We start from the raw sequence: 22,852 nt of genomic DNA on the forward strand, positions 1-22,852 counted from the left end.
AGAGAGATACTGGAACCTTCGTTTGACCGGGGTGGACTAGGGGTGGTGGACGGGTGCTCGAACGCCTGGAAATGGAAGCGTTCCTCGGGCTGGCCGCGGAGTTGCACTTCGGACGGACCGCGGAGCGCCTGCACGTGAGCACCGGCAGGATCAGCCAGCTCATCAAGGTGATCGAACGCAAGGTCGGGGCGCCGTTGTTCGAGCGCAACAACCGCAGCGTTCGTCTGACTCCGCTCGGCCACCGGCTTCGCGACGAAGTCCGGCCCGCGTACGAAGAGATCCAGGCTGCTTTCGCCCGCGCCGTCAGCAGCAGCCGGGCGACCTCGGAGGTCTTGCGGGTCGGATTCATCGGTGCCGCCGCGGGCCAGGTCGTCCACCAGGCGGCCGACAGGTTCCCCGAGCGCGAGCCGGGCCGACGCGTCCGTCTCCGTGAGGTCCAGCTCTTCGACGCCCTCGCACGACTTCGCGAGAGGGAGATCGACATCCTGATCCTTCACCTGCCGATCGCCGAACCCGGCATCGTCGTCGGGCCGGTGATCCTGTCCGAGCGGCAGATGCTGGCACTTCCCGCGGACCACGCCCTGGCCCGCCGCGAGAGTCTGACCATGGAGGACCTCGCCGACGTCGCGCTCTTGCGCGTCGCCGGCGTAGGCCCCGGGACGTGGCTCTCGGACCGCTGGCCCGACCGCACGCCACAGGGCAGGCCGATCGCCCCTGGCCCGGAGATAGAGACGTTCCTGGAAGCCTTGCAGGTGATCGCCTCAGGAACCGGCGCCGGCATCGTCGGCGAGCAGGTCACCCGGTTCTACGGCCGCCCCGACATCGCCTACGTTCCGATCACCGACATGCCGTACATGGCCTGGGCCCCCGTCTGGCTGGGCTCGCACGAATCCTCCGCCGTCCGCCCCTTCGTCGCGACCGTGCTCGAGGCCTCCCGACTCCTCTACCCCGCCCCCGCGCATCCCGGACGGCCATGACCGCGACACCGGACGGCGCCGGCACACGGTCCTGGCCGCGGTCCACGACGGTCAGTGGGTGTCGGTGCGCTTTTCGAGGCGGGTGCCGTTGCGGAGGGTGATCGACATCAGGTCGCTGGGGGCGTCCAGTTCCAGGCGGTGCCAGCGGCCGCGGGGGACGATCACGGCGGCGCCCGCCCGCAGCCGCAGCATGTCCTCGGCCCCGCCGGGCTCGTCGGGACGGAGGTAGAGGCGGATGCCGCCGGTCAGGCAGCACACCGCTTCCTCGGCCTCCGGGTGCATCTCCCAGTGGTCGGCGTGGACGTCGGCGTCGGTCTCCACGTGGAACGTGGCGATCTGCCAGGTGCCGGGGCCGCTGTTCGTCATCCGTCGTGCGACGGCTCGGACATCGCCGTCGGGGTGGAGGTGGAGCGCCGAGGCGAGCAGGTCGACGGTGGTGGTCGTGGTCGTCATGAGGGGGTGCCTTCCCGTTGGTGCTCTGCGGGGTCGGTGGATCGTGGGACGGGGGTGACGGCCCGGCGGCGCGGCAGTACGGCGATGGCCACCGCTGCCGCGACCACGAAGACCGCGGCGGCGATGGCCAGGCCCAGGGCGTAGCCGTCGTTGAGTGCGGCGGGGCCGGGGTCCGTGCCGGTGTGGTGCGCGGCGAGGGTGGCCAGGGCGGCCAGGCCGATGCAGCCGCCGAGTTGGCGGGAGCTGTTCATGAGGCCGCCGGCCATGCCGGCCTCCCGCGGGGCGACGCCGGTGGTCGCGGCGGCGGCGACCGGGGCCAGGACCAGGCCGGCGCCGACGCTGGTGACGAGGGACGGGCCGAGCACGTCGGCGAGGAAGCTGCCGTCCGGGCTGATGAGGGCGAACCAGGCCAGGCCCGCGGCGGCCAGCAGGGCGCCGGGCACCAGGGAGGCGCGGGGGGTACGGGACGCGGTGATGCGGGTGGCGACGACCGTTCCCGCGACCAGGCCCAGGGAGAAGGGCAGGAATGCGGTGCCGGTTGCCGCGGCACCCATGCCGAGGACCTGCTGCATGTACAGGGACACGAAGTAGAACGCCGCGAACTGCCCGGCCGCCGCCAGGAACACCAGCACGTTCGCGCCGGCGACCCAGCGGCTTCGCAGCAGGCCGGGGCGCAGCAGGGGTGAGGTGACCCTGGTCTCGGCGATGACGAAGGCGGCGAGCAGCACGGCTGCGGCGGCGAGGGTCGCCCAGGTGACCGGGGAGCCCCAGCCCAGGGTGTCGGTGCGGACGACTCCGAGCACCAGCAGCCCGACTCCGCCCGTCGCCAGGGCGGCGCCCGGCGCGTCCAGCCTCTCGCGCTGGACGGGCGGCCTCCCGCCTGGCATCCCGGCGAGGGCCGGCCCGAGGGCCGCCGCGACGACGGGCAGGTTGACCAGCATGACCCAGCGCCAGCCCGCGTACTCGGTGAGCAGTCCGCCTGCCAGCACGCCCAGGGCGCCGCCCGCTGCGTTCACCGCGCTCCACACCCCCAGCGCCCTGACGCGCGGGGGGCCTTCGGGGAAGGTGGTGGTGAGCAGCGCCAGCGCGGCCGGCGCGGCTGCGGCGGCGCCCAGGCCCTGGCCGGCGCGTGCGGCGATCAGTTGCCAGGGTTCCCGGGCCAGCCCGCCCGCCAGCGAGCACAGCCCGAAGACGGTCAGCCCCAGCACGAACATCCGGCGCCGGCCGTACAGGTCGCAAGCGCGTCCCCCCAGCAGCAGGAACCCGCCGAAGGTGAGCGCGTACGCGTGGACGACCCACGACAGGTCGAGCGGCGCGAATCCCAGCGCCGTACGGATCGCGGGTAACGCGACGTTGACCACGGACATGTCCAGGGCGACGGCGAACTGGGCGGCGGCGGCTGCCGCCAGCACCACTCCGGGCCGCCCCGCAGAGTTTCTATACATGTAAGAAAACTTAGCGCGGGGGTTCGCCGTTGTCGACGCCTGGGGAATGATGGGGGGCATGCCGCAGCCGTCCGCACCCCGCAAAGCCCTGGGCCGACCTCCCCGCATCTCCCGCGAGCAGACCATCGAGACCGCCCGCCGGACCGTCGACGAGGGGGGTGTGGACCGGCTGACCATGCGGCGGCTGGCCGCGGAGGTCGGCGGTACGCCGATGGCGCTGTCGGCGCTCCACACCTCAGGGCCGCCGGATCGGCCCGTCCTCGGAGAGGTCGACGTCCTCAAGGCCGGCGCGGCGCAGGAACTCGCTCACGTCGAGGGGGGTGAAGGCGCGGCCGAGGTCGGCGTCGACGCCGTGGACGTGCGCGGTGACCTTCCGGCCACCCTTCGGTGACACCGGGTGCACGACGATCTCTGTCTGGCCGGCCATGCCTCCAGCCTGCGGTGCCGCGGTCAGTCGAGCACGCCGAGCGCGGCGGCCGACCGATAGTACGGGCACGATTGCAGCTGGTCGACGCCAAGGGCCCTCAGCGCCGCTTCCCGGGTCAGCGGCTTCCGCCGGAACCCCTTGCCGCCCACAGCGCAGCCGCCGACGTGGACGCGTATCGGCCGCTGGCGGAGGTCTAGCTCGAGCTCCCAGTCCGGCGGCAGTGCAGGAGGTCGACGGGCGGCAACCTCAGCCGCCAAGGCCTCCTCGGCCGCGATCTGCTGCTGGACCCGGGCGAGCGACATCTCGAGCCACGTCTCCAGGGTGCGGAGGCGGGCAGGTCGGGCGGGAGATCGGACACGGGTGCCACGCCCGAGCGGGCCCGGCTGCGCGCCGTGCGCTCCCGCCACACGGCCACCGCCGCGTAACACCACCTACCCCGAGGCGATGGCCGACATAGGCTCTGCTGGGAGTCCAAGGTTGCTGCCGCCCGCCGTCAGCGGGAGCGGAACGTCGCGCGCGAGGTTCTGCAGATCACCTGCGAGAGATGCGGGGCCACGGACGGGCAGCAGTGCCGCACGGGCAAAGGCTGGGTCAGCGAGAAGGCCCACGTCGGCTGGCAGGGGGAAGCAGAGGCGATGCTGGACGCCGCCCTCGGCTACCTCGACGACAAGCCGTCGTCGTCCCGGAGGTCCGATAGAGGGCCTGTGCCGCTTCTACAGCTGGAAGGGGACCACGCGGACGTCAGCGGCGCCGGAGGCCTCCAGCTCCGCCCTGCGCTCCTCGGCCGACGGCTCGTCGTAGCTCACCACGGACTCCATCGGCGTGCCGTCGTCCTTGGTCCACAGCACCTTGTAGCTCTTCGCGGTCGTCTCCTTCGCCTTGCGGGAGGCCTTGCGCCACCCACCGAAGGGTCGCATCCGGCACTGACACCGGCCGGACGCCGCCCGACCTACGCTGGATGTAGGTTCTCACCACTTGTGGCACCGCCTGGGATCGCTGGCCAGCATCCCTTCCGCAGTCTCAGGTAGTTGGCACAGCGGCTCAGTCTCAAAAATTTGGCATCTCCTTAGGCGATCGATATACGTAGGTGTTGCGGGACATGACGTTGGTTTCACAGGCCGACGTCCGTGAAACCCAGATGTTTTGACGGGCATCGATCGGGTACTGTGCGGGCCATGTCGAGTCCTGAGTCAGACAAGGTGGGGGCTTTCGGTCACGCCGTCAGCCCCCTGAACCACTGAGCTCGTAGCCCTGTCGTCGCGCCGCTTTCTGCGGTGGGACGAGTGAGCGCTTGGGGCTGGCCGCGGTGACGAGATGACCTTCTCGTGCCTCTCCTCACCTCGGAGCCATTCGATGCCTTTTCCGCTGTACCTGCTTGCCATGGCGGTCTTCGCCATGGGCACCTCGGAGTTCATGCTCGCTGGCCTTTTGCCGGACATCGCCTCAGATCTTGACGTCACCGTCGGGACAGCAGGCGTCCTCACCTCGGCCTTCGCGATCGGCATGATTGTTGGAGCCCCCCTTGTGGCCGCACTGGCTCGTGACTGGCCTAGGCGCCCAGCACTTCTCGGGTTCGTCCTCGTATTCGCGGCAGCTCACGCCGTGGGCGCCATCACCACGAGCTTCCCTATCGTGTTCGCTACCCGAGTCGTTGCCGCGCTCGCGAACGCAGGGTTCCTTGCCGTCGCTCTGACGGCTGCGGCCACGCTGGTATCCCCCGACAGGAAGGGACGCGCGCTGGCCGTGCTGCTGTCAGGAACGACGGTGGCCACGATCGCCGGTGTCCCTGGTGGGTCGATGCTCGGCGCGTTGCTTGGCTGGCGGGCCACCTTCTGGGCCGTCGCCGCGCTCTGCCTGCCCGCAGCTCTCGGCATCCTGAAGGGAATCCCAGCAGGACGTAACGAGGATGAGACGACTGGCAGGCCAGCGCTGCGAGCGGAACTCGCCCAGCTCACTAGGCAGCCGTTGATCCTGGTGATGATACTTGGCGCGCTGGTGAACGCGGCAACTTTCGGAAGCCTCACCTTCATCGCCCCCGTGGTGACCGACAGCGCGGGGCTGGGCGAGTTGTGGATCTCTGTCGCTCTGGTGCTCTTCGGTGCCGGTTCCTTCGTGGGCGTCACCGTCGCCGGCCGGCTTTCCGACCGGCGTCCCGGTCTGGTCATCGCGGTCGCCGGTCCGTTGCTGCTCATCGGCTGGCCGGCGCTGGCGATGCTGGCCAACGAGCCGGTCGTCCTGTTCATCCTTGTGTTCGTGCAGGGTGCACTGTCCTTCGCGCTGGGCAGCACACTGATCACGCGAGTCCTCTACGAGGCCGTGGGAGCCCCCACCATGGCCGGCTCGTATGCGACCGCGGCACTCAACGTGGGCGCCGCGGTCGGCCCCGTCATCGCTGCGGCCACCCTCAGCACCGAAGCTGGGGCCCTCGGGCCGCTCTGGGCAAGTGGAATCCTCGTCGCGATCGCGCTGCTCATCGCGTATCCCCTCCTCGCCGCCATCACAGGCGGCCGGAGCACCGAGGTGATCCAATGACACATGCGGGTCACCTCATTTGGCTAGTCTGCGGTAGCAGATCAGGGTGCAGGCGATGCTCGTGAAGGCGCGGAAGTCAGCCTTGCGTTCGTAGCGTCGGTGGAGTCGGCGAGCCAGGCCATGGTGCGTTCGATCGTCCATCGGTGTCGTCCCACTCGTTGACGGCCGGGGCTCCGACGGGTGGTGTTGTCGTTTCTGCGGCTGACACCGTCGGTGGGCAGCCGAAGGTCGGTGGGCCACCTTCAGCACTGTTGTTCGGGTCCGATGACCGTGAGTCCCACCTGAGCGGCGAGCCAGTGAGCGTACGGCTCGTTTCTCTGGTGTCCGTCGAAGTTGGCGCTGCGCACGTGGACGAGGACGGTGTGGTCGTCGGCGGGCTCGTTCCAGTGGCGGGGTGCGGTTGTTGAAGAGAAGCGTCACTTCAGCATGTGTGGACTCGCCATGGAATCCCGCCTCGGGCACATCAGGCCACTCCAGTGACTGCCAGTTGATCTCGCCTGTGTTGGGGCCGATGGTCGTGGTGAAGGCATCCTCGATGCTGTCGACCGGCTGGTCCAGCACGTCCCATTCCACCGGCAGTCGCCTCTCGAAGGCTGCCTCGTCTGCCGGCAGGTCGCTCGCCGGGACGCCTACGACGAAAGCAGGCTGGTCCTCGAACGGCACCCCTCGGAATTCTTCCAGTTCGGACGCTCCGCGGAACCAGCCCTCGGGCATGGCCTTGGCCACTCGCCGGACCTCGGCGACGGACGATAGCTCGGCGAAAGCGGAGACACTCGAATACTCGCGGCGGCCGACCTCCATGAGCCGGCGTGCGGTGCGCAGGGCGAGGACCGGGTCGGGGGTACGGAAGACGGGATAGGCGACGTCGGTGGACATCCGACGACTGTGCCACGGTCTCCCACCCTAGGTCCCGGCAATTTCGGCACCTGCCTGCCGGTGAGGTCAAGCTGCGCAGGCTGAGGTGGAGACCGGGCGAGGGCATGGCCGCCTGCCGGGCTGTCGTTTCGGCAGGACCGCCCCGGAGGGGATCCTCACCCCCAACAGTTCGACGTCGCCTGTCCGCCCCCAGGGTTCGCTCGGCCGAGGAAGACCGCGCGACCCCCGGAATCCTCCTCTCCCTGGTCAGCAGCGCCCATGAAGGGCAGGGCGGCACGAAGTCGGCTGCCCCGGTCGGCTGCTCATGGCGTCCCCGGGGCCAGGAGGCCGTTCACCAGGGCTCGGAGGCCGGCCAGGTAGGTGTTCTCGGCGGTCAGCGACGCCCATTGGTCCGCGACCTGTGTCAGGCGGGGAAGCTCGCCCGGATCGAGATCGGCGAAGACCCGCTCCCGGTAGGTCGCGCGGTCATCGCCCGCACGCCGGCGGGCCGCTGCCGTGCGGACGGTGATCTCTCCGGCCGTGTAGTACCAGATCGCGCGGTAGCCGTGCACGGCCTGCTCGGGGGTCAGCCCGCACTCGACCAGGCCGTCGACCATCTGCTCGACGAACCACAGCGCGGACGCGGACATCAGGTCGTCGGCGGTCAGCACTTCCACGATCCACGGGCAGGCGGCGAGGACTTCGTGGATCGCGGCGGCGGAGGCGACGACCCGCTCGCGGGGGTCGTCCGGCAGTTCGGCCCGGTGCAGCGTCCGCGCGGTGTGGTCGTCCAGCAGCAGGACGAGCAGTTCCTCCTTGTCGCGCACGTGGTGGTAGAGCGCCATCGGCGTACTGCCGATCTCCGTGGCCAGCCGGCGCATGGTCAGCCGGTCCACGCCTTCCTCCGTCACGATCCGGCGGGCCTTCTCGATGACCTCCTCGCGGGAGATGCGGGGCGGCCGGCCGGTGGTCTTGCGCGGTGCGGAGGGCTGAGACATGTCCTCATCATCCCCCACGTGTCGACAGCGGTGCCCCTCCGGAGCCACTTTCTATACATGTATAGAAACTTGCGTGAGCGTCCCGGAGTGACGCTGGCGGCGGTAGCCGTCGCCCAGTTCGTCTTCGCACTGGACATGGCGGTGGTCAACGTCGCACTGCCCGCGATCCGCACCGCGCTGGGATGCGCACCGCTCGGCCTGTCGTGGGTCGTACACGTCTACGCCCTCACGTTCGGCGGGTTCCTGCTGCTGGGCGGCCGGGCTTGCGACCTGTACGGCAGACGGCGGCTGTTTTTACTGGGCCTCGTCGTCTTCGGACTGTGCTCACTGGCGGGAGGGCTCGCCCAGGCGCCCTGGCAACTGGTCGCTGCCCGGGCCGGACAGGGCCTGGGCGCGGCCGCGGCCGCCCCCGCCGCGCTGGCGACGCTCACCACCACCTTCACCGAGGGGCCCCGGCGTCTGCGCGCGCTCGGAGTGTGGAGCGCGGTGAACGCGGCAGGCGGAGCGCTGGGCGTGCTGGCCGGCGGGCTGCTGACCGAATACGCGGGTTGGCGCTGGGTGATGCCGGTCAACCTGCCCATCGTGGCCGTGGCCATCGTGCTGGTCCTCGTCGGCGTGCCCGCCGGAGCACGGCCCGCCCGGCGGGAAAAACTGGACGCGCTCGGTGCCGTCCTGGCGACCGCCGGAATCGGGCTGCTGGTGTTCGGTGTGGTCCGTACCGAAGCCGAGGGGTGGGATTCACCGGCCACGTGGGCGTCCCTCGCCGCCGCGGTCGTGCTGCTGGCCGCTTTCGTCTTCGCCGAATCCAGGGCCTCCGCACCGTTGCTGCGTCTCGGCCTGTTCCGAAGCCGGTGGGTCGCCGGCGCGAACGCGCTGGTGTTCTTGGCCGCGGCCGGGCAGTTCGCGGCCTTCTACTTCGTCTCCCTGTACATGCAGCGCGTCCTGGGTATGGGCGCCGCCGCCAGCGGGGCCGCGTTCCTTCCCTTCTCCGTGGGCATGGTGGCGGGCACCATCGTCGCGACCCGCTACACCACGACACACGGTCCACGCACGCCTCTGCTGCCTGGCGCGCTCCTGGCCGCCGCGGGCCTGGTGTGGTTCGCCTTCATCAGCCCCGACGGGGACTTCCTCACCGACGTACTCGGCCCGTCCATCGTCACCAGCGTGGGCGCCGGACTGGTCCTCGCCCCGGTCGCCGCCGCCGCGACCACCGACATAGCCGCCCACGAGGCCGGCATGGCCTCCGGCCTCCTCAACAGCTCCCGCCAACTCGGCGGCGCGGTCGGCCTGGCCGCCCTTGCCACCCTCGCCGCCCACCGCACCGGCACCGCCACCGACTCCGCCGCGCTCAACGACGGCTACGCCCTGGGCCTGACCGCCACCGCCGTCCTCTTCGTGATCGCGGCGGTCGTCGCGATCAGCGTGTTGCTCCGCGGCCGGACCACCACACCCGTCCCGCAGCCCGCTGCTCCCGCAGAGAACCGACTGGAAGGAACACCATCATGACGACGACCACCATCGACCTGTTCGCCTCGGCACTGCTCTTCCACACCGACGGCGACGTCCGCGCCGCCGAACGCAGGATGGCGGGCGGCGACCGAGACGCCTGGCAGATCGCGACCTTCCGCGTGACCACCGACGCCGACGTCCACGCCGACCACTGGGAGATGCACCCGACGGCCGAAGAGGCGGTGTGCTGCCTGACCGGCGGCGTCCGCCTCTACCTCCGCCCCACCGCGCCCGGCGCGACCGAGGACATGGTCCGTCTGCGCCCGGGCACCGCCGCGGTCGTCCCCCGCGGCCGCTGGCACCGCCTGGAACTGGACGCCCCCAGCGAGTTGATGTCGATCACCCATCGCGACGGCACGCGCCTCGAGACGCGCACCGCCACGCACTGACCGCCACCGCCACCCCACTCCTCCCAACAGTCTCCCGAGCCTGCTGGAAGGACAGTTCGTTCGCGCACGGGGACGTGATGACGCGAACGGCAGGTCCCCCTTGAGGTGGCTAGACGAAGAAGAAGGCCCAGGTCCCTGACCTGGGCCTTCGTTCAAAAGCGGAGGAGGGGAAATCGAACCCGCCCTCCGCGATCACGAAGCTCACTGTCAGTACGGCACCGGCTCGGAGGGGAAGCAGACCTCCCGATCGCTTCTGCAGATCTCGGCCTGCGGGTCGAATTCCCATCCGTGCCCGGGGTAGTCGTACGTCAGGAAGGTGACCATCCGGCCTGAGGGGAACTTTGCGACCGCCTGGTGCACCGGCCCCATTCCCTTGCTGCGCCTGACATGATCGAAACGCTTCGGACCGCCCTCGGCGATCACGAAACTCACGGCACGGACCTTGTCGAAGTCGTCCTCACTCGCCACCCGGTCGGTGAAACCCGGGACCGTGACAAGCAGCCCGGGCGCAGGAGCCTCCTCGGGGAGCAGGCCGCAGTTGGACGAGCCGTAGCCTTCCCGGACCATTCCGTAACAGAAGGTGCGCCCGTCGGGCATCCATGCCAGCTCCCCGCTCTTGGCACCCAGGCGACGGATCACGACCACCTCGTCGACCGGCGGAGCCTTGTGCCCGGCGGGCACCATGGAAAATGCCTCATCCAGGAAGGCCGAGTCACGTCCTGCGGCCGCTGCTTTGCCCAGCGGCCGCGCCGGCAACCGGTCATACGGTCGTTTGGTGACGGTGGGCCGTGACGCGGCCGAGGACTTGCGGCCGCGGGCTTCGAGGAATCCCGCGGTTGCTCCGCCCCCGAGGTACATCCCGTCACCACCAGCAGCGTGACTGCAGTGCTCATGAGAAACCGGCGCCCCAACACAATTCCCCCCAGGCGTATAGATCTTGTTTCCGGCAGACGATAGCGCCGAAGCGATGGCCACTCCGGCTTTCTGGGTGCTGTCTCAACTGGCTCGGTAGGAGCCGACTTCGTCCAGGTATGTCACAGTGGGCTGCTCCGTGCAGATCTCGCTCAGGGCGGCGCGGTAGCGCTGGAACGAAGCCAGCTGGTGGTGAGGGGCCTCCACCGGGTCCCCCACGGACTCGATCAGCGCCAGGAAGCTGCCGCTGCCGTCGAGCCGAAAGGTGTCGTAGCGCAGGCCGCGCGGGCGGACCCGCTCCAGGTCCGCGTACACAGCGTGCAGCAACGCCACGCTCTGCTCAACCAGTTCCGGCCTGACCGTGTACCGGATCATCACGCGCATGCTGTCCCCCTTCGTCGCGGTGCCTCGGACGGCCCGCTGATTTAATCGGACAGCCTGTCTTTCAAAAGACAGGCTGTCAAGCGAATGCTAGGGTGTCGAGCCATGCCCCCTACTCGGAAGTACGAGCAGCGCCTGCGGGCCCGGGCCGCGGAGGAGACAAGACGCCGCATCCTCGACGCCGTCTACCAGCGCCTGTGTGACGCTCCGTCCGACCCGGTCAGCGTCGACAAGGTCGCCAAGCTCGCAGAGGTGTCACGTTCCACCGTCTACACCGTCTTCGGCTCCCGCGGGGGCTTGTTCGACGCGCTCGGCATGGACCTGCTCCACCGCGGCGGATTCACCGACATGGTGCGCGCGGTGCTCCACCCGGACGCCCGAGAGGGCCTACGCGGCGGCCTCCGCGGCAACGTGCTGATGTACGCGGCACACCGGGACGTACTGCGCGCGCTGTTCTCGATGGCCCAGCTCGACGCCGAAGCGGTCGGCGGCGCGGTCCAGCGCCTGGAACGCGGACGCGCCGAAGGCATGAGCGGCCTCGCCGGCCGACTGGCCGAACAAGGCGTTCTCCGCGACGGACTCACCGCCGCCCACGCCACCGACGTGCTATGGCTGCTGACCAGCTTCGACAGCTTCGACCTGCTCTATACCGGCCGGGCGATGCAACCCGACCGCATCATCACCACCTTGGTCAGCACCGCCGAACACGCTTTGTGCTCCTGAGGCCGCACCAGTGGGACGACAATTCGCTGCCGAACCGTAGGTTGAGCAGCTGGTGCCGGGTGAGTTGTGGGAGCTGTTCCAGTGGGTGGTGCTGGAAGTGCCGTCGCAGAGACGTTTCGCCAGAACCCAAACTCAGGTTCTGGCAGGCAAGCCGCGAAAGTGAGCCAGAACCGTGCACATGGCGACGCACCTGGGTTCCGTTGCCGTCGGAAGTGTCATCGGCCTCGCTGTGTCCGCGTCGCGCGGGGGCCACAGTCCGCTCTCGGGGATAGAGGGAGTTCACCTGCGTCTTGGCCGGCCGGGATATGACCCGGCGGGCCTGAGCGGGACAGCGTTCTTGAGCAGTGCCAGGCGCACGGCGGCGAGACTTGTTCCTTCCCGGTCCGCGATGGCCTGGAGCGAGAGGTGTTCCTGTTCGTACCAGATACGCCACTGCCCGATGCGAGTGGCCGTGTGTTGAGTGCGCCGAAACCGGGGTGGGCTCCAGTCGACCGGGTTTTCGGACAGCAGGTAGATGGCATGGGCTGTTGTGGTGTTCAGAGCCTGCGCAACTTTGGCGATGGAGATCGCCCACGGGGACGGTCTGGTGGAGCTGGGTGACGGTGATGCTGCCCGGTTCGGGCCCGGGCAGAACGAGGTTACGCAGGGCACGAGCAGGGAGCTGAGGAGTCCACTGGAGTGGTTCGTCGATGCCGTGCGCGTCGAGGATCGCTTGAGCGGTTTGGGTGAGGAGGTCGGCTTCGGCGGGCAGGATCCGCCAGCGGAATCGCTGGTACTGCTGGCGCGGTGCACCGGCAGCCGGCGCCAAGTCCGGGTGGGCGAGGTGTGGTGGCGAGCCCGTCAGGGTGTGGAAGATCCAGCGCTGGGCGTGTGCGACGTTGGGGGCGCCGGTCGAGCGCAGGCGGCGCTGTAGATCGCTCCAGCAGCGTGGGTCGATGAAGCGGGCCTGTTTGGTGAATAGGGCGCGGCGGCGTGCGTAGTCGATGGGGGCGCCGTGCTGGTCGAGGTGGTCGGCCAGGAGGATCAGGGCGTGCCTGACGTCGACGCAGTCGCTGCGGCGGGTGAGGTCGGCGAGGAGCGTGGAGACGTTGTGGCTGGTGACGTTGGTCCCGGTCAGCCGGGTCGCGGCCTGGATCGAGGTGGTGTTGCCGACGAGCTGGCAGACCACGGCCAGGAGCTCGTCCGTGCGTTTCGCCACGGGCCTGCCGTTGGGGTGGTGGGGGGACAGGCGCAGCGTCCACTCTGGCCACAGGGCGGCTGGCAGCATGCCGGCCCTGGTGTCGTGGTTGGCGGGGGGCCTGGTGGAGTGGATGGCGGTGCGGTGACGCAGACGGTAGACGGGCATGATCTGTGTCTCGCGGCTGCAGCGCAGGGCCGCTTCGAGGACGGGTGAGAGCGTGCCGCCGACGGAGACGACGCCGGCGGGATAGAGGGGGCGGCCGGAAGCGGCCACCCGATCGGTCAGCCACCGTGCGGCGTCGGCTGCTGCGGAGATGTCCGCCGCGCACAGGATTCGAAGCGCCGCCGTGGTCGCCACGGCGGTGGCTGCGGCGTCGGCGGGCGCGAAGTAGCTGTGCACGTCGCTGCGCTGGGTGTTCGGATGGCGTTGGGAGCGCGCCGACAGCGGATTGGTCCGGTAGTGCTCCATGCGTTCGATGGCTTCGCCCGGAGCCAGAGGGTATAGGTCGGCGGGCGTCGCATGGTTGAGGACCAGGGCCCCCAGGCATTTCACGTCTCGCAGCGCCGTCCGCAGGGGCACGCCGCCTGGCCCGTAGAGCGGCCAGTGCGCCCTCCGGTCTGTGGCCGCGAGGGCTGTGTCGATCAGGCGTTGCGTTCCCTCCAGGGCTCCGTCAGGCGTGAGGGTGGTGACCGGGGTGTCGGTCAGGGGGTGGTGGCAGCGTCGTGGGCGGGGGCCGCCAGCCAGGGCCGCGCTGGAGCACAGGCCGGGGCGGGGCACTTCTCGGCCTGGGTGGGAGCGCAGCCGGGGGGTGCGTAGACAGGCTGGACAGCGGTCGGCGAGCAGGACCTGGTGACGGGTGCAGGCGAAGGACCAGCCCAGTCGCCAGGTCAGTTGCCAGCGGCCACCGGTTTCCTCCAGGCAGGCGGGGCAGAACCGAGACCCTGCCCGTCCCCATAGGGCCTGCCGGTGCACGCGGCGCTGTCCGGGCACGATCACCACCGCGTGGCCGTCGTACGGTTGCAGGGTCATGGCCGTGAGCACATCGGCGGTGACCCCGGTGACTTCGGTGATGGCGGCCAGTTCGTCGGGGGTGGCCAGGGTGGTCCAGCGGGGCAGGACCGGGGCGGCCACGTCCGGGTCATGGTTCGGGAGTCCGAGTGCGCCGAGGAGATCGGTGAAGGGACAGTTCAGCCTGGCGGCGAAAAGAGGAGATGCTAAGGGCGCGGAAGCAGCGGCGCGCCGGGCCGCCGAGCAGGCAACACTGATGGCCTGGGACGCGTGGCATGGCTCCGGCTACGACATGGGGACCTCGTAGGAGCGGAGACTCTCATGCAAGAAGCAGCCGACGCCGGGGATATCGAGACGCTTCTTCCTCTGGCTGAACTGAAGGAAAAGGCCGGATCTTACATGCAAGCTGAAGCTCTTGCACTGCAGGGAGCCAAGGCTGGCGATACTCTGGCGCTGGAACATCTGGTATTGATACGGGAATCGGCCGGACGCCATAGGGACGCGGACAGCCTAAGGGCTGTCCCGCAAATGATCTTCTTGTCGCCTCGGGCGAGGTCGACCGTTATGCGGGGCCGCTGGCCTATCCGGCGAGGGCGAGGTTGTGCATCCGGGCGATGCCGAGCATGGCGTGGTGGACGCCGTCGCCTTTGAGGCGGCAGTCTCGGAGGATCTTCCAGGTCTTCATGCGGGCGAAAACGTGCTCGACGCGGGCGCGGGCTTGTTTGTGGGACCGGTTGTGTTCCTCTTTCCAGTCTGGGAGTTCGGTCTGGCCGCGTTCGCGGCGGTGAGGGATGACGAGTCCGGTGCCCGGGTAGCCGCCATCGGCGATCGTGAGGGTCTTGCCGACGGCGGCCTTGGCGCCGGACTCTTCCCAGGCCTTGCAGTCGTTGCGGTTTCCGGCGAGTGGCCGGCCGACCACGACGATCAGGCGGGTGTCGGCGTCGATAACGACCTGGTGGTTGGTGGAGTACCGGCAGTTCTTCGACAGCTCGGCGATGGTGTGGTCTCGTGTGGGGACCAGGGTGCCGTCGACGATGAGCACGGTGTCCTTGGCGAACCGCTTGCGGGGCTGGAGAGCGAGCATCGGCCCGAGGTGGTCGATGATGCGGCCCGCCGCCGACTTCGAGACCCCGAACAGCGGGGCGAGCTGCCGCATCGTGAGATTCGTCCGCCAGTACGCAGCGACAAGCAGTGCCCGGTCCTCCAGCGGAAGACTCCACGGTCGGCCCCTGCGGACCGCGTCCGCACTCTGGCGCCGCAGAACCGTCACCAGCTTCCCGAACACGCGAGGACCCAGCCCGGAGAAGGGGGCTATCCAGGAAGGCTCCGACGCCTTGATCACACCAGCCACGCCAAGACCATCTCATTGGCGACCAGACGGTCATGAGACGTGGAGCTACAGCTCGATCCGCCCCGTCAACCACCATTCGAGGTACTTGGCAAGGCTGGGCGCCACCCAGGTCCGGCTGTCGTCCTCGTGGTTCCAGACTAAGACGTCGGGCCGGTCGATCCTGGCCAAGAGCGCGAACAAATCCCCGTTACCCGCGTCCGCGAAGAAAAGCAGCGGGTCGAACGGCATGTACAAGGTGGCGAGCTCGGCATCTGCGCGAAGACTCTGGTTCTCGGAGGCGATGCGCTCGGCAGACCAGATGAGCCCGTCGCCGTACTCGCCCTCGATGCCGTTGCTCTCCCGGAGGAGGGCTGCGAGGTCCGCAGGCAGTGGATGGCCGAGGACCGTAGCGCAGTGAACCAGCGACTGCTCCGATGCAGGCGGCTGAAAGAGCGTCGTTCCGGGCAGGGCCGTTACAGCTTCGGTCCACACGGTGGAATCGACCTCCAGGAGCCTGGCCACCGATCGAGCCGGCTGCGGCCGGTCACCATCGACAGGGGCCAGCGGCTCGACCAGAGGCGCAACTGATCATCAGCCGAACAGTATGGCCCCGGCCGAGTCAGCCGCTCACTGCCCCGGGGGAAATGCGGGACAGCCCTTAGCGGAGGCTGGCCTTGGCACCGAGGGAGAAGACGTGCGCGAGATGGAGGGGGTCCGCGCCATTGGCGAGGGCTTCTTCGAGGATGCGGTCCTGCCTCAGCCGGTCGACGCCCACCGGCAATTCCTTGACCAATCTGTCCATCCAGAATGTGCCCACCGACGTCGTAGTGGTGGCGGTGCTCCTGGTGTCGGCGTACACGTGAACGTCCCCAGTCTCGTACGGATGAATAGGGACAGTTGCTGATGCGGCGAGACCTGCTGCTCGGCACTCTGCTGCTTGGTCGATTCGGGTGGCGGAGGGGGCTGGCAGTGGTCTTGGATCCGCAGCGTTGGCTGGAGCTTCGGCGCTTTCGTGGCTTGCTGGAGTCCGGGGCTATGAGCCTGTCGGAGATCGCCCGGGAGACCGGGCTAGACCGGAAGACGGTCCGCAAGTACCTGACGGCACCGGGGCCGGCAACCCCTCCGCGGCGGTCGCCGAGCGGGCGGTCGCGGGCAAGGGTGATCGACGAGTTCGGGCCGCTGATCGACTCGATGCTCAGGGCCGAGGTCCTGATGAAGGCCGCGGTCATTCACGAGCGACTGGCCCAGGAGTACGGCTTCACCGGCAACTACCAGCGGGTCAAGCTCTACGTTCAGACAGCCCGGCCGAGGATCGCCGAGGAACTCGGGATCACGCCCAAAGAACTTGCGGGTATGCACCGCCGGTTCGAGGTGATTCCAGGAGCCCAGGCCCAAGTGGACTGGGGTGACGAGGGCAAGATCCTCACCCACATGGGCATCGCGAAGGTCTACTCCTTCCACATGACGCTCTCGTACTCGCGAGACCCGTTCTGCTGCTTCACCACCAGCCAGGACCTGCAGACCTTCTTCGACTGCCACCGCCGAGCGTTCGCACACTTCGGCGGGGCTCCGATGACGATCGTCTACGACCGGACCAAGACCGTCGTCCGCCGGCACGTCGCACCTGGTGAGGCCGTCCCGCTGCATCCGGAGGCGGTCGGACCGGCCACTACGACTTCGACATCGACGTCCTGGCCGCTTACCGGCCGCAGGGCAAGGGCCGGGTCGAGCGGCAGGTCCTGATCGTCCGCGACCACGTCCTGTCCGGCCGGTCGTTCTCCTCAGTCGAGGAGATGGATGCCGCGTTCACCTCGTGGGTGCCGCAGAGGCGGGCCCAGATCCACAAAACCCACCGAGAGGTCATCGCGGAGCGGGCCGCGAGGGATCACGCGGCTCTCAAGCCGCTTCCCCCGACTCCGTATCTGGTGGCCGAACGGCAGCTGCGGCACGTCGGCAAGGACTGCCTTGTCGCCTTCGACGGCAACCTCTACTCCGTGCCGGCCCGCCGAGTCCGGGCTCGCCAGCTGGTCGAGATCCGGGCGACGAAATCCCAGGTCATGCTGCATGCCACCCTCGCCGATGCCCACGGCAGCACGCTGCTGGCCTCCCATCCCCGGGCCATCGGACGCGGTGCCTGTGTAGTCGACGAGACACACTGGGACGGCCTGCCCACCGGCAAGGGACGCCGGACCACCACCGGCGACGTCCCGGTCCAGCCTCGTCCGGAGCGGCCGCGGGGCGAGGAAGTCGGCCCCCTCCAGGCCCTGCTGAACAGAGCCGCGGCCACCCGGATCGAGGTCGGCCGACGGCCTTTGTCGGTCTATGACGAGCTGACCGGAACCCGGCCGTTCACCACCCGTCGAGTGACGAAGGAATCCTCTTGAGCGAGCTGACCGGAAACCGCATCCGCACCACGGCCGGCAAGCTCGGCCTGCCCCACCTCGCGGAAACCATCAATGAGTTCACCCGCCGGGCGGACGAGGCGAAGATGGGCTACCTCGACTTCCTCGACCTGGTCCTCTCCGAGGAACTGGCCGTCCGCGACGACCGCCGCTTCCGCCAGGGCCTGCGACTTTCCCGGCTGCCGCACCACAAGACACTCGATGAGTACGGCTTCTCCTTCCAGCCCGACCTCGACCCGCGCAAGGTCAAAGACCTGGCCACCCTCTCGTTTGTCGAGGCCAAGGCGAACGCCGCTCTCCTGGGGCCGCCCGGGCTCGGCAAGACACACATCGCCGTCGCTCTGGCCGTCGCGGCCTGCCGGGCCGGCTACTCGGTCTACTTCACCAGCCTCGACGACATGGTCCGCAACCTCAAAGCCGCCGAGGCAGCCGGCCGCCTGGCCAACAAGCTGGGCACCTACCTACGGCCGGGCGTCCTCGTGGTCGACGAGGTGGGCTACGAGATCCTCGAACGCGGAGAAGCGAACCTGGTCTTCCAGGTCATCTCAAAGCGGTATGAAAAGGGCTCGATCATCCTGACCTCAAACAAGACCTTCAGCGAATGGGGACAGGTGTTCGGCGACGAAGTCCTCGCCACAGCCATCCTCGACCGCCTCCTGCACCACTGCGACGTGATCTCCATCAACGGCCCCAGCTACCGGCTCAAGAACCGACTCAAGGCCATCGAGCGAGACACCGACGTGGCCTGATCCGGGCCGGATATCCGACGAGGAACATGTTCCTTGTCGATTCGGAAGGTATGCCACACCTCGCGATCGGTGACACTTGGCGATCGCACGGCTTCAATCGAGCGCTCGCAGGACGAGGACCGTCTGCCGCGCAATGGCCTGCTGGCACATTGGGTCCCGCTTCTCATCTTCAGCTGTGACTCGCCCAGTCAACTGGGATACAGGATTGCCTCGTAGCAGCTGGACAGGCACTCCAACGCTTCGTCGGCCGACAGGAAGCCGCCAGGCGCTTCGAAGAGTCGAACCAGCGCCATCAGGAAGGGGCCGACCGCTGGCCTGGTGGGTATATCCGGCAGAAGGTCGTATTGAGTCAGGAAGTCTCGTGCGAAAGCCGTGTCGTCCCACCAGCTCGCAGGAGCTTGTGCGCGCAGGGTCAGTACGGACTTGACGAGCTCGCGGTGCGGTTCTGGGAAGAAGTCGTCGAACGGCGGCTCGAAAAGCGGCATCGTCGATGCCACCACGTCCAGCACGAGGTCGGCCCGCGCGCTGTTATCCAACGCCTCCAGCTCCTCTTCGTAGGGCGCGACGTTCTGGTCCCACAGCGCCAACCCAGTCCTCCAACGCTCTGCTACCCCTGAACCGTAGATGGGGACGTTCATCCGTACACAACTGGGGAGCCGAGGTTGTACGCCGACAAACGCGCCCGCATCCACAGCGAAAGAGGCATCCGCCGGGGCGGCAGACCCCTACCCTCCACGGCCTGACCGCTCAACCCGGCGAACCTTCCCGGTCACAGCACTAGGCGCCGGCAACCACTACTCCGTCCCGCCCGGGCTGACCGGCGCCCACGTGACGGTCGGGATCCGCCTCGGCGAGGACGACCTGCACGTGGTCACCGCCAGCCGAGCGGTCATCGCCCACCACCGCCGGGCACCGGACGGAGCCGGCCAGACCGTCCGAGACTCCGGGCACGTCATCGCCCTCGAACGAGCCGTTCTCGCCTCGTTCACCGACAAGGCTCCCTGCCGCACCAAGGTCCGCCCTCCCCCGTCGGCCGCGGCCCAGGCGGAAGCCGAAAAACTTCGCGGCCGACCTGAATCGGACGTTGCGAACCGGGTCGTCATCGACCTGTCCCACTACGCCGCCGACGCCGACCGGCTGCGGCAGGCCCCCACCCACGAAGACCAGGAGCGTGAGAGTGAGTGACACCATGCCGATGAGCGAGGCCCGCCGCTACCAGCAGCTGCGAGGCCACCTGTCCTATCTGAAACTCAATGACGCCGCCGAAGCCCTTCCCCGCGTCCTGGACCAGGCCCGAGCCGGGCGGATGACCCTCACCGGCGAGTTGAGCCGTGGGGCGGTAGCGCCGGGCGGGGGCGGCTGTATCCGTGGTTTCGGTGAGCGCGCAGGCCGCCTCGGCGGCGGCGGTGGCGGAGCGGCGCTCGGGCAGGTCGAGATAGTGGGTACTCTCGAGCCAGGAGCGCAGCCGGGTGTTCAACCATGCCAGGTAAACGAAACAGCCCAGTGCCAGTGGCACCCCGAGTGCGAACCGCGCGACACCGTCACCTCTGCTCATGCCTTCGGCAGGCCGCACGGCCCCGATGTCCTGCTCCGCTGCGGCAGTGCGGCTCCGGGGGCGACGGGCAGGTGGGGTTGTGCCGGGAGTGTCGACGTTCGGCCGGCGGAACCGGGCGCGGGTAGGACCGGGGTCGTACCGTGGAACGGGTTCCTCAGCCCGGGCGGGTGAGCACCACGCCGGACAGGGCCTCCGCGCGCACGTAACCCCACTGCTTGGAATCGACGCTCGCCGGATGGCTTCCCAGGACCAGGTAGCAGCCGCGCGGCACCCGCTCCTCCCCGCGGAACGCCGGGAGGTTTGTGAAGGGAGCGGGGACCCGGTCCCCGGGCGCGGCGACCAGCCGCTTGAGGAAGAGGCCCTCGCCGGGGTCCGCATGGGCCGGGGAGTCGACGAGGGCCCGGTCCAGGACCACGAAACGGCCCGGGCGCAGTCGGGTGCGTGTGCCCCGGCGGATCATCAGCACCCGATCGCCGTGCTCGTAGTCCGGGGACATGCTCGACCCGCTCACCCGCACCACGACCAGCGACCGGCGCAGCCAGAGCGCACCCCACACCAGCGCGCCGGTGGTGAGGGCAGTGACCCCGAGTACAGCCCCGCCGGTCACGACGCAGCCCCTTCGCGGGCGGGGCCCGGCGCGGGAACGGCAGCGGCACCGGCCGCGTCCAGGTAGCCGCTGGCCTGTGTGACGAACAGTCTCCGGTATTCGCCGTCCGCGGCCATGAGCGTGTCGTGGGTGCCGGACTCCACCAGTTCCCCGTCCTTGAGGACGATGATGTGGTCGGCGCGCCTGACCGAGTTCATGCGGTGCGACACGATCACCTTCGCCGCGCCGGGCGCGAACCACCGCAGGCGGTCGGTCATCTCGGCCTCAGCCGCGGCGTCCATGCCCGAGCCGGGCTCGTCCATGACGACCAGGCCGCGGTCGTCCCGCATGAAGGCACGCGCGATGGCCAGCCGCTGCCACTGGCCTCCTGACAGGGAAACGGGGGCAGCCTCCTGCTGCGGCTGGTCACCCGACAGGAACGCTCTGCTCAGGAAGGTGTCGTAGGAGTTCGGCAGAGACGAGACGAGGGTGTGCACGCCCGCCCGCTCGGCCGCCAGCCGCACCCGCTCCCGGTCGAAGGAGGCCGACAGGTCCCCGATCCCGATGTTCTCGGCCGCGGTCATGTCGTAGGTGTTGAAGTCCTGGAAGACCGTGGCGATGTGGTCCCGGTAGGCCTCCGGATCGAACCCGTCGATGCTGCTGCCGTCCCAGCGGATCGTTCCGCGGGCGGGGGCGTAGAGCCCGCAGAGGAGTTTCACGAGGGTGCTCTTCCCGGATCCGTTCACGCCCACGATCGCCGTCGTCGTTCCCGGCACGAGGTCGAACGAGACCCCCCTCAGCGCCCAGTCGGACTGCTCCGAGTAGCGGAACCACAGGTCCGACACGCTGATCCGGTGCGTCAGGGGAGCAGGCCGGGTGAGCGTCTTGGCCGCCCCACGGGCCGGGATGTCCACCACGGCGAGGTAGTCGTCGAACAGCATGAACCCCTTGACCGCATTGCCCGCCGTCTTCGCCGTCGTCGTGAAGCTCGCGGTCAGGCCGGCGATGCCCGACAGGACCACGGTGACGTCCCCGACCGACAGTCGTGCCGCCACCACCTCGCGGGTCACCCACAGCGCGGCCCCGGCGACGACCGCCGCATTGGCGACGAGGGCGGGCACCTGCCACCTCAACGTCGTGCGGTCGACCGCGGCGAGGGCGGCGTGGGACCGGGCCAGGTCCCCGTCGAGCCGGCGCAGCCAGAAGCCGCCCGTCCCGAGCATCATCACGTCCGTCATGGACGTCGGGTTGGTCAGCATCATCGTGTAGAACGCCTGGCGGCGGGCCGCGCTCATCGTCTCCCGCATCGCCTTCGTCGCCAGGCGGGAGGTCACGACCTCCACGGCGGCGACGAGCAGCGCGACAGAGAGGACGGCGAGGAGGATGAACGGCTGGACTGCGAACAGCGCCGCGGAGAAACCGGCGATGGCCGTGACCGCCTGGAGCGAACCGAACGCTCCCGTCACCACCTGCGTGGGCACCGCGTGCGCCGTCCGCTGCGCGAGGTTGACCCGGTTCAGGAATCCGGGGCTCTCGAAGTCCGACAGCCGATCGAGGCGGCCCAGGCGACCGAAGATCTCCTTCTGCATGTGCCGCTCCACGGCACGGTTCAGTTCTGCCTGCGCATGGACGACGACCCGGGGGAGGAAGAGCCCGCCGGCGCTGGCCACGGCGATCAGTACGACGGCCGTCGTGCGCGCGGATCCGGCGGAGGCGTCCCCGGTCAGCGATTCGAGCAGCAGTTTCACCGCCCAGACCAGGACGGGCGAGAGGGCGCCGCCGACCAGGCTGGTCAGCAGGAGGACGTACGGGTACGGCCCGCCGCACGTGCCGACGATCCGGGCGATGCGCAGTCCCGTACGGGCGACGTCGCGGACGTCGCCCCACCTCGGACTAGACATCTTCCGGCCGGCGCCCGAACTCGTTCATGACCTTCTTGAGGGACACGGCTCCATCGCCCCAGGTACGGATCAACCCCGTTTCCGAAACGACTCCGAACGCGGGGAAGTTGCGGATGCCCAGCGGCGCGAGCACGGGCCCCTCCACCTCTTGGCGGATGACAACGGCGACCTCTTCCAGTGACCGCTCGAACTCGTCGGCCAGCCTGTCCTGCCCGACGAGCACGGCGACGACTCGGCCGCGGTCGACGTGGTGGGTGGCGAGCACCTCCTTGAAGAGGGGGAGCTGGTCCGCGCAACCGGAGCAGCCCGAGGAGAAGATCCCGAGGATGACGGAGTCGCTCATCTCGCCACCCAGCGGGGCGACCTCGCCCCGCGAGCTCAGGAGTGGAGCGGCATCCGGGAAGGCCTTTCCTATGGGGGTCACGGGAATCGGCGGACGGCCGGCGGAGGCCTCGACTATCTGCTTCGTACGGCGGGCCACGGTGAGTGAAAGAACGAAGGCCAGCGCGGAGAAGAGCAGCGCCAGACCGGACATCGCGG

Annotated in this window: 22 protein-coding genes and 3 pseudogenes; 9 read left to right on the forward strand and 16 right to left on the reverse strand. The window is 69.1% G+C overall.

Features of this window, described 5'->3' with window-relative positions; translation table 11 throughout:
• Window positions 1-53 precede the first annotated feature (53 nt).
• Window positions 54-977, forward strand: coding sequence for a LysR family transcriptional regulator (locus SSNG_RS33285; RefSeq protein WP_007268358.1), 924 nt, complete (start codon window positions 54-56; stop codon window positions 975-977).
• Window positions 978-1,028: 51 nt separating this feature from the next.
• Here SSNG_RS33285 and SSNG_RS33290 read toward each other — a convergent pair whose 3' ends face one another.
• Window positions 1,029-1,430 (reverse strand): hypothetical protein, encoded by a 402-nt coding sequence (locus SSNG_RS33290; protein WP_007268359.1) that lies wholly within the window; start codon window positions 1,428-1,430, stop codon window positions 1,029-1,031.
• Window positions 1,427-2,875, reverse strand: a complete 1,449-nt coding sequence (locus tag SSNG_RS33295) for an MFS transporter (RefSeq protein WP_007268360.1) — start codon at window positions 2,873-2,875, stop codon at window positions 1,427-1,429. The genes SSNG_RS33290 and SSNG_RS33295 overlap by 4 nt, the downstream gene beginning before the upstream one ends.
• A gap of 58 nt (window positions 2,876-2,933) precedes the next feature.
• On the opposite strand from SSNG_RS33295, the pseudogene SSNG_RS40615 reads away from it, so the two are divergent.
• Window positions 2,934-3,095: pseudogene (locus SSNG_RS40615) on the forward strand (TetR/AcrR family transcriptional regulator); the annotation flags it as partial.
• A gap of 230 nt (window positions 3,096-3,325) precedes the next feature.
• On the opposite strand, the gene SSNG_RS33305 reads toward SSNG_RS40615, so the two are convergent.
• Together SSNG_RS33305 and SSNG_RS33310 are read right to left on the reverse strand one after the other, a co-directional pair.
• Window positions 3,326-3,604 carry a DUF6233 domain-containing protein gene (locus SSNG_RS33305; protein ID WP_050779969.1) on the reverse strand — a complete coding sequence of 93 codons (279 nt, stop codon included), beginning with the start codon at window positions 3,602-3,604 and terminating at the stop codon, window positions 3,326-3,328.
• A 411-nt stretch (window positions 3,605-4,015) separates the two neighbouring features.
• Entirely contained in the window at window positions 4,016-4,219 is a 204-nt protein-coding gene (locus SSNG_RS33310) for a hypothetical protein (protein WP_007268363.1), read from the reverse strand.
• Between the two features lie 436 nt (window positions 4,220-4,655).
• On the opposite strand from SSNG_RS33310, the gene SSNG_RS33315 reads away from it, so the two are divergent.
• The gene (locus SSNG_RS33315) at window positions 4,656-5,834 is read left to right on the forward strand and encodes a Cmx/CmrA family chloramphenicol efflux MFS transporter (RefSeq protein ID WP_007268364.1); all 1,179 of its coding nucleotides are present in this window, start codon (window positions 4,656-4,658) and stop codon (window positions 5,832-5,834) included.
• A gap of 15 nt (window positions 5,835-5,849) precedes the next feature.
• Here the strand turns inward: SSNG_RS33315 and SSNG_RS40625 are convergent.
• Together SSNG_RS40625 and SSNG_RS33320 are read right to left on the reverse strand one after the other, a co-directional pair.
• Window positions 5,850-5,992 (reverse strand): annotated as a pseudogene (locus SSNG_RS40625) (IS5/IS1182 family transposase); the annotation flags it as partial.
• A 1,020-nt stretch (window positions 5,993-7,012) separates the two neighbouring features.
• Window positions 7,013-7,687, reverse strand: a complete 675-nt coding sequence (locus SSNG_RS33320; protein ID WP_007268366.1) for a TetR/AcrR family transcriptional regulator — start codon at window positions 7,685-7,687, stop codon at window positions 7,013-7,015.
• 57 nt (window positions 7,688-7,744) lie between these two features.
• Here SSNG_RS33320 and SSNG_RS33325 point away from each other — a divergent pair, with 57 nt between their 5' ends.
• Together SSNG_RS33325 and SSNG_RS33330 are read left to right on the forward strand one after the other, a co-directional pair.
• Window positions 7,745-9,193, forward strand: a complete 1,449-nt coding sequence (locus tag SSNG_RS33325) for an MFS transporter (protein ID WP_007268367.1) — start codon at window positions 7,745-7,747, stop codon at window positions 9,191-9,193.
• Window positions 9,190-9,585, forward strand: a complete 396-nt coding sequence (locus tag SSNG_RS33330; protein WP_007268368.1) for a hypothetical protein — start codon at window positions 9,190-9,192, stop codon at window positions 9,583-9,585. The genes SSNG_RS33325 and SSNG_RS33330 overlap by 4 nt, the downstream gene beginning before the upstream one ends.
• A gap of 207 nt (window positions 9,586-9,792) precedes the next feature.
• Here SSNG_RS33330 and SSNG_RS33335 read toward each other — a convergent pair whose 3' ends face one another.
• Window positions 9,793-10,443 (reverse strand): hypothetical protein, encoded by a 651-nt coding sequence (locus tag SSNG_RS33335; RefSeq protein ID WP_007268369.1) that lies wholly within the window; start codon window positions 10,441-10,443, stop codon window positions 9,793-9,795.
• A 138-nt stretch (window positions 10,444-10,581) separates the two neighbouring features.
• Entirely contained in the window at window positions 10,582-10,881 is a 300-nt protein-coding gene (locus SSNG_RS33340; protein WP_007268370.1) for a hypothetical protein, read from the reverse strand.
• 102 nt (window positions 10,882-10,983) lie between these two features.
• Between SSNG_RS33340 and SSNG_RS33345 the strand changes: the two genes are divergently transcribed.
• A complete protein-coding gene (locus tag SSNG_RS33345; protein ID WP_042804584.1) occupies window positions 10,984-11,601 on the forward strand; it encodes a TetR/AcrR family transcriptional regulator in 618 nt (205 codons plus the stop codon).
• Here the strand turns inward: SSNG_RS33345 and SSNG_RS40630 are convergent.
• The 4 genes from SSNG_RS40630 to SSNG_RS42640 all read right to left on the reverse strand — a co-directional run bounded on the left by SSNG_RS40630 (window position 11,570) and on the right by SSNG_RS42640 (window position 15,921).
• Complete coding sequence (locus SSNG_RS40630) at window positions 11,570-13,912, reverse strand: TniQ family protein (protein WP_007268372.1); 2,343 nt, start codon at window positions 13,910-13,912, stop codon at window positions 11,570-11,572. The two genes, SSNG_RS33345 and SSNG_RS40630, sit on opposite strands and share 32 nt — an antisense overlap.
• Window positions 13,913-14,369: 457 nt before the next feature.
• Window positions 14,370-15,140, reverse strand: a complete 771-nt coding sequence (locus SSNG_RS33365; protein ID WP_007268373.1) for an IS5-like element ISStsp6 family transposase — start codon at window positions 15,138-15,140, stop codon at window positions 14,370-14,372.
• Between the two features lie 45 nt (window positions 15,141-15,185).
• Entirely contained in the window at window positions 15,186-15,611 is a 426-nt protein-coding gene (locus SSNG_RS33370) for an SMI1/KNR4 family protein (protein ID WP_007268374.1), read from the reverse strand.
• Between the two features lie 166 nt (window positions 15,612-15,777).
• Window positions 15,778-15,921, reverse strand: a complete 144-nt coding sequence (locus tag SSNG_RS42640) for a hypothetical protein (RefSeq protein WP_165365080.1) — start codon at window positions 15,919-15,921, stop codon at window positions 15,778-15,780.
• Window positions 15,922-16,088: 167 nt separating this feature from the next.
• Between SSNG_RS42640 and istA the strand changes: the two are divergent.
• Together istA and istB are read left to right on the forward strand one after the other, a co-directional pair.
• A pseudogene (istA, locus tag SSNG_RS33380) lies at window positions 16,089-17,503 on the forward strand (IS21 family transposase).
• A complete protein-coding gene (istB, locus tag SSNG_RS33385) occupies window positions 17,500-18,270 on the forward strand; it encodes an IS21-like element helper ATPase IstB (RefSeq protein WP_007268377.1) in 771 nt (256 codons plus the stop codon). Before istA ends, istB begins: the two are co-directional and overlap by 4 nt.
• A gap of 188 nt (window positions 18,271-18,458) precedes the next feature.
• On the opposite strand, the gene SSNG_RS33390 is transcribed toward istB, so the two are convergent.
• Window positions 18,459-18,857, reverse strand: coding sequence for a hypothetical protein (locus SSNG_RS33390; RefSeq protein WP_042804588.1), 399 nt, complete (start codon window positions 18,855-18,857; stop codon window positions 18,459-18,461).
• Window positions 18,858-19,098: 241 nt separating this feature from the next.
• Between SSNG_RS33390 and SSNG_RS33395 the strand changes: the two genes are divergently transcribed.
• A complete protein-coding gene (locus SSNG_RS33395; protein ID WP_007268379.1) occupies window positions 19,099-19,455 on the forward strand; it encodes a hypothetical protein in 357 nt (118 codons plus the stop codon).
• A gap of 524 nt (window positions 19,456-19,979) precedes the next feature.
• Here the strand turns inward: SSNG_RS33395 and SSNG_RS33400 are convergent.
• Genes SSNG_RS33400 through SSNG_RS33410 form a run of 3 tightly spaced genes read right to left on the reverse strand, consistent with a single transcriptional unit; the run spans window position 19,980 to window position 22,847 of the window.
• Window positions 19,980-20,432 carry a S26 family signal peptidase gene (locus SSNG_RS33400; protein WP_007268381.1) on the reverse strand — a complete coding sequence of 151 codons (453 nt, stop codon included), beginning with the start codon at window positions 20,430-20,432 and terminating at the stop codon, window positions 19,980-19,982.
• On the reverse strand, window positions 20,429-22,312 hold the full coding sequence (locus tag SSNG_RS33405) for an ABC transporter ATP-binding protein (RefSeq protein ID WP_050779970.1): 1,884 nt from the start codon (window positions 22,310-22,312) through the stop codon (window positions 20,429-20,431). The genes SSNG_RS33400 and SSNG_RS33405 overlap by 4 nt, the downstream gene beginning before the upstream one ends.
• Window positions 22,305-22,847 carry a hypothetical protein gene (locus SSNG_RS33410; protein WP_042804589.1) on the reverse strand — a complete coding sequence of 181 codons (543 nt, stop codon included), beginning with the start codon at window positions 22,845-22,847 and terminating at the stop codon, window positions 22,305-22,307. Before SSNG_RS33410 ends, SSNG_RS33405 begins: the two co-directional genes overlap by 8 nt.
• Window positions 22,848-22,852: the final 5 nt, after the last annotated feature.

The organism is Streptomyces sp. C (genome assembly GCF_000158895.1).
Classification (GTDB): domain Bacteria; phylum Actinomycetota; class Actinomycetes; order Streptomycetales; family Streptomycetaceae; genus Streptomyces; species Streptomyces racemochromogenes.

Coding starts and splice junctions, on each gene's coding strand:
- SSNG_RS33290 (WP_007268359.1), bottom strand. CDS start 1,430: ATGACGACCACGACCACCACCGTCGACCTGCTCGCCTCGGCGCTCCAC.
- SSNG_RS33295 (WP_007268360.1), bottom strand. CDS start 2,875: ATGTATAGAAACTCTGCGGGGCGGCCCGGAGTGGTGCTGGCGGCAGCC.
- SSNG_RS33305 (WP_050779969.1), bottom strand. CDS start 3,604: ATGTCGCTCGCCCGGGTCCAGCAGCAGATCGCGGCCGAGGAGGCCTTG.
- SSNG_RS33310 (WP_007268363.1), bottom strand. CDS start 4,219: ATGCGACCCTTCGGTGGGTGGCGCAAGGCCTCCCGCAAGGCGAAGGAG.
- SSNG_RS33315 (WP_007268364.1), top strand. CDS start 4,656: ATGCCTTTTCCGCTGTACCTGCTTGCCATGGCGGTCTTCGCCATGGGC.
- SSNG_RS33320 (WP_007268366.1), bottom strand. CDS start 7,687: ATGTCTCAGCCCTCCGCACCGCGCAAGACCACCGGCCGGCCGCCCCGC.
- SSNG_RS33325 (WP_007268367.1), top strand. CDS start 7,745: ATGTATAGAAACTTGCGTGAGCGTCCCGGAGTGACGCTGGCGGCGGTA.
- SSNG_RS33330 (WP_007268368.1), top strand. CDS start 9,190: ATGACGACGACCACCATCGACCTGTTCGCCTCGGCACTGCTCTTCCAC.
- SSNG_RS33335 (WP_007268369.1), bottom strand. CDS start 10,443: ATGTACCTCGGGGGCGGAGCAACCGCGGGATTCCTCGAAGCCCGCGGC.
- SSNG_RS33340 (WP_007268370.1), bottom strand. CDS start 10,881: ATGCGCGTGATGATCCGGTACACGGTCAGGCCGGAACTGGTTGAGCAG.
- SSNG_RS33345 (WP_042804584.1), top strand. CDS start 10,984: ATGCCCCCTACTCGGAAGTACGAGCAGCGCCTGCGGGCCCGGGCCGCG.
- SSNG_RS42640 (WP_165365080.1), bottom strand. CDS start 15,921: ATGGACAGATTGGTCAAGGAATTGCCGGTGGGCGTCGACCGGCTGAGG.
- SSNG_RS33405 (WP_050779970.1), bottom strand. CDS start 22,312: ATGTCTAGTCCGAGGTGGGGCGACGTCCGCGACGTCGCCCGTACGGGA.
- SSNG_RS33410 (WP_042804589.1), bottom strand. CDS start 22,847: ATGTCCGGTCTGGCGCTGCTCTTCTCCGCGCTGGCCTTCGTTCTTTCA.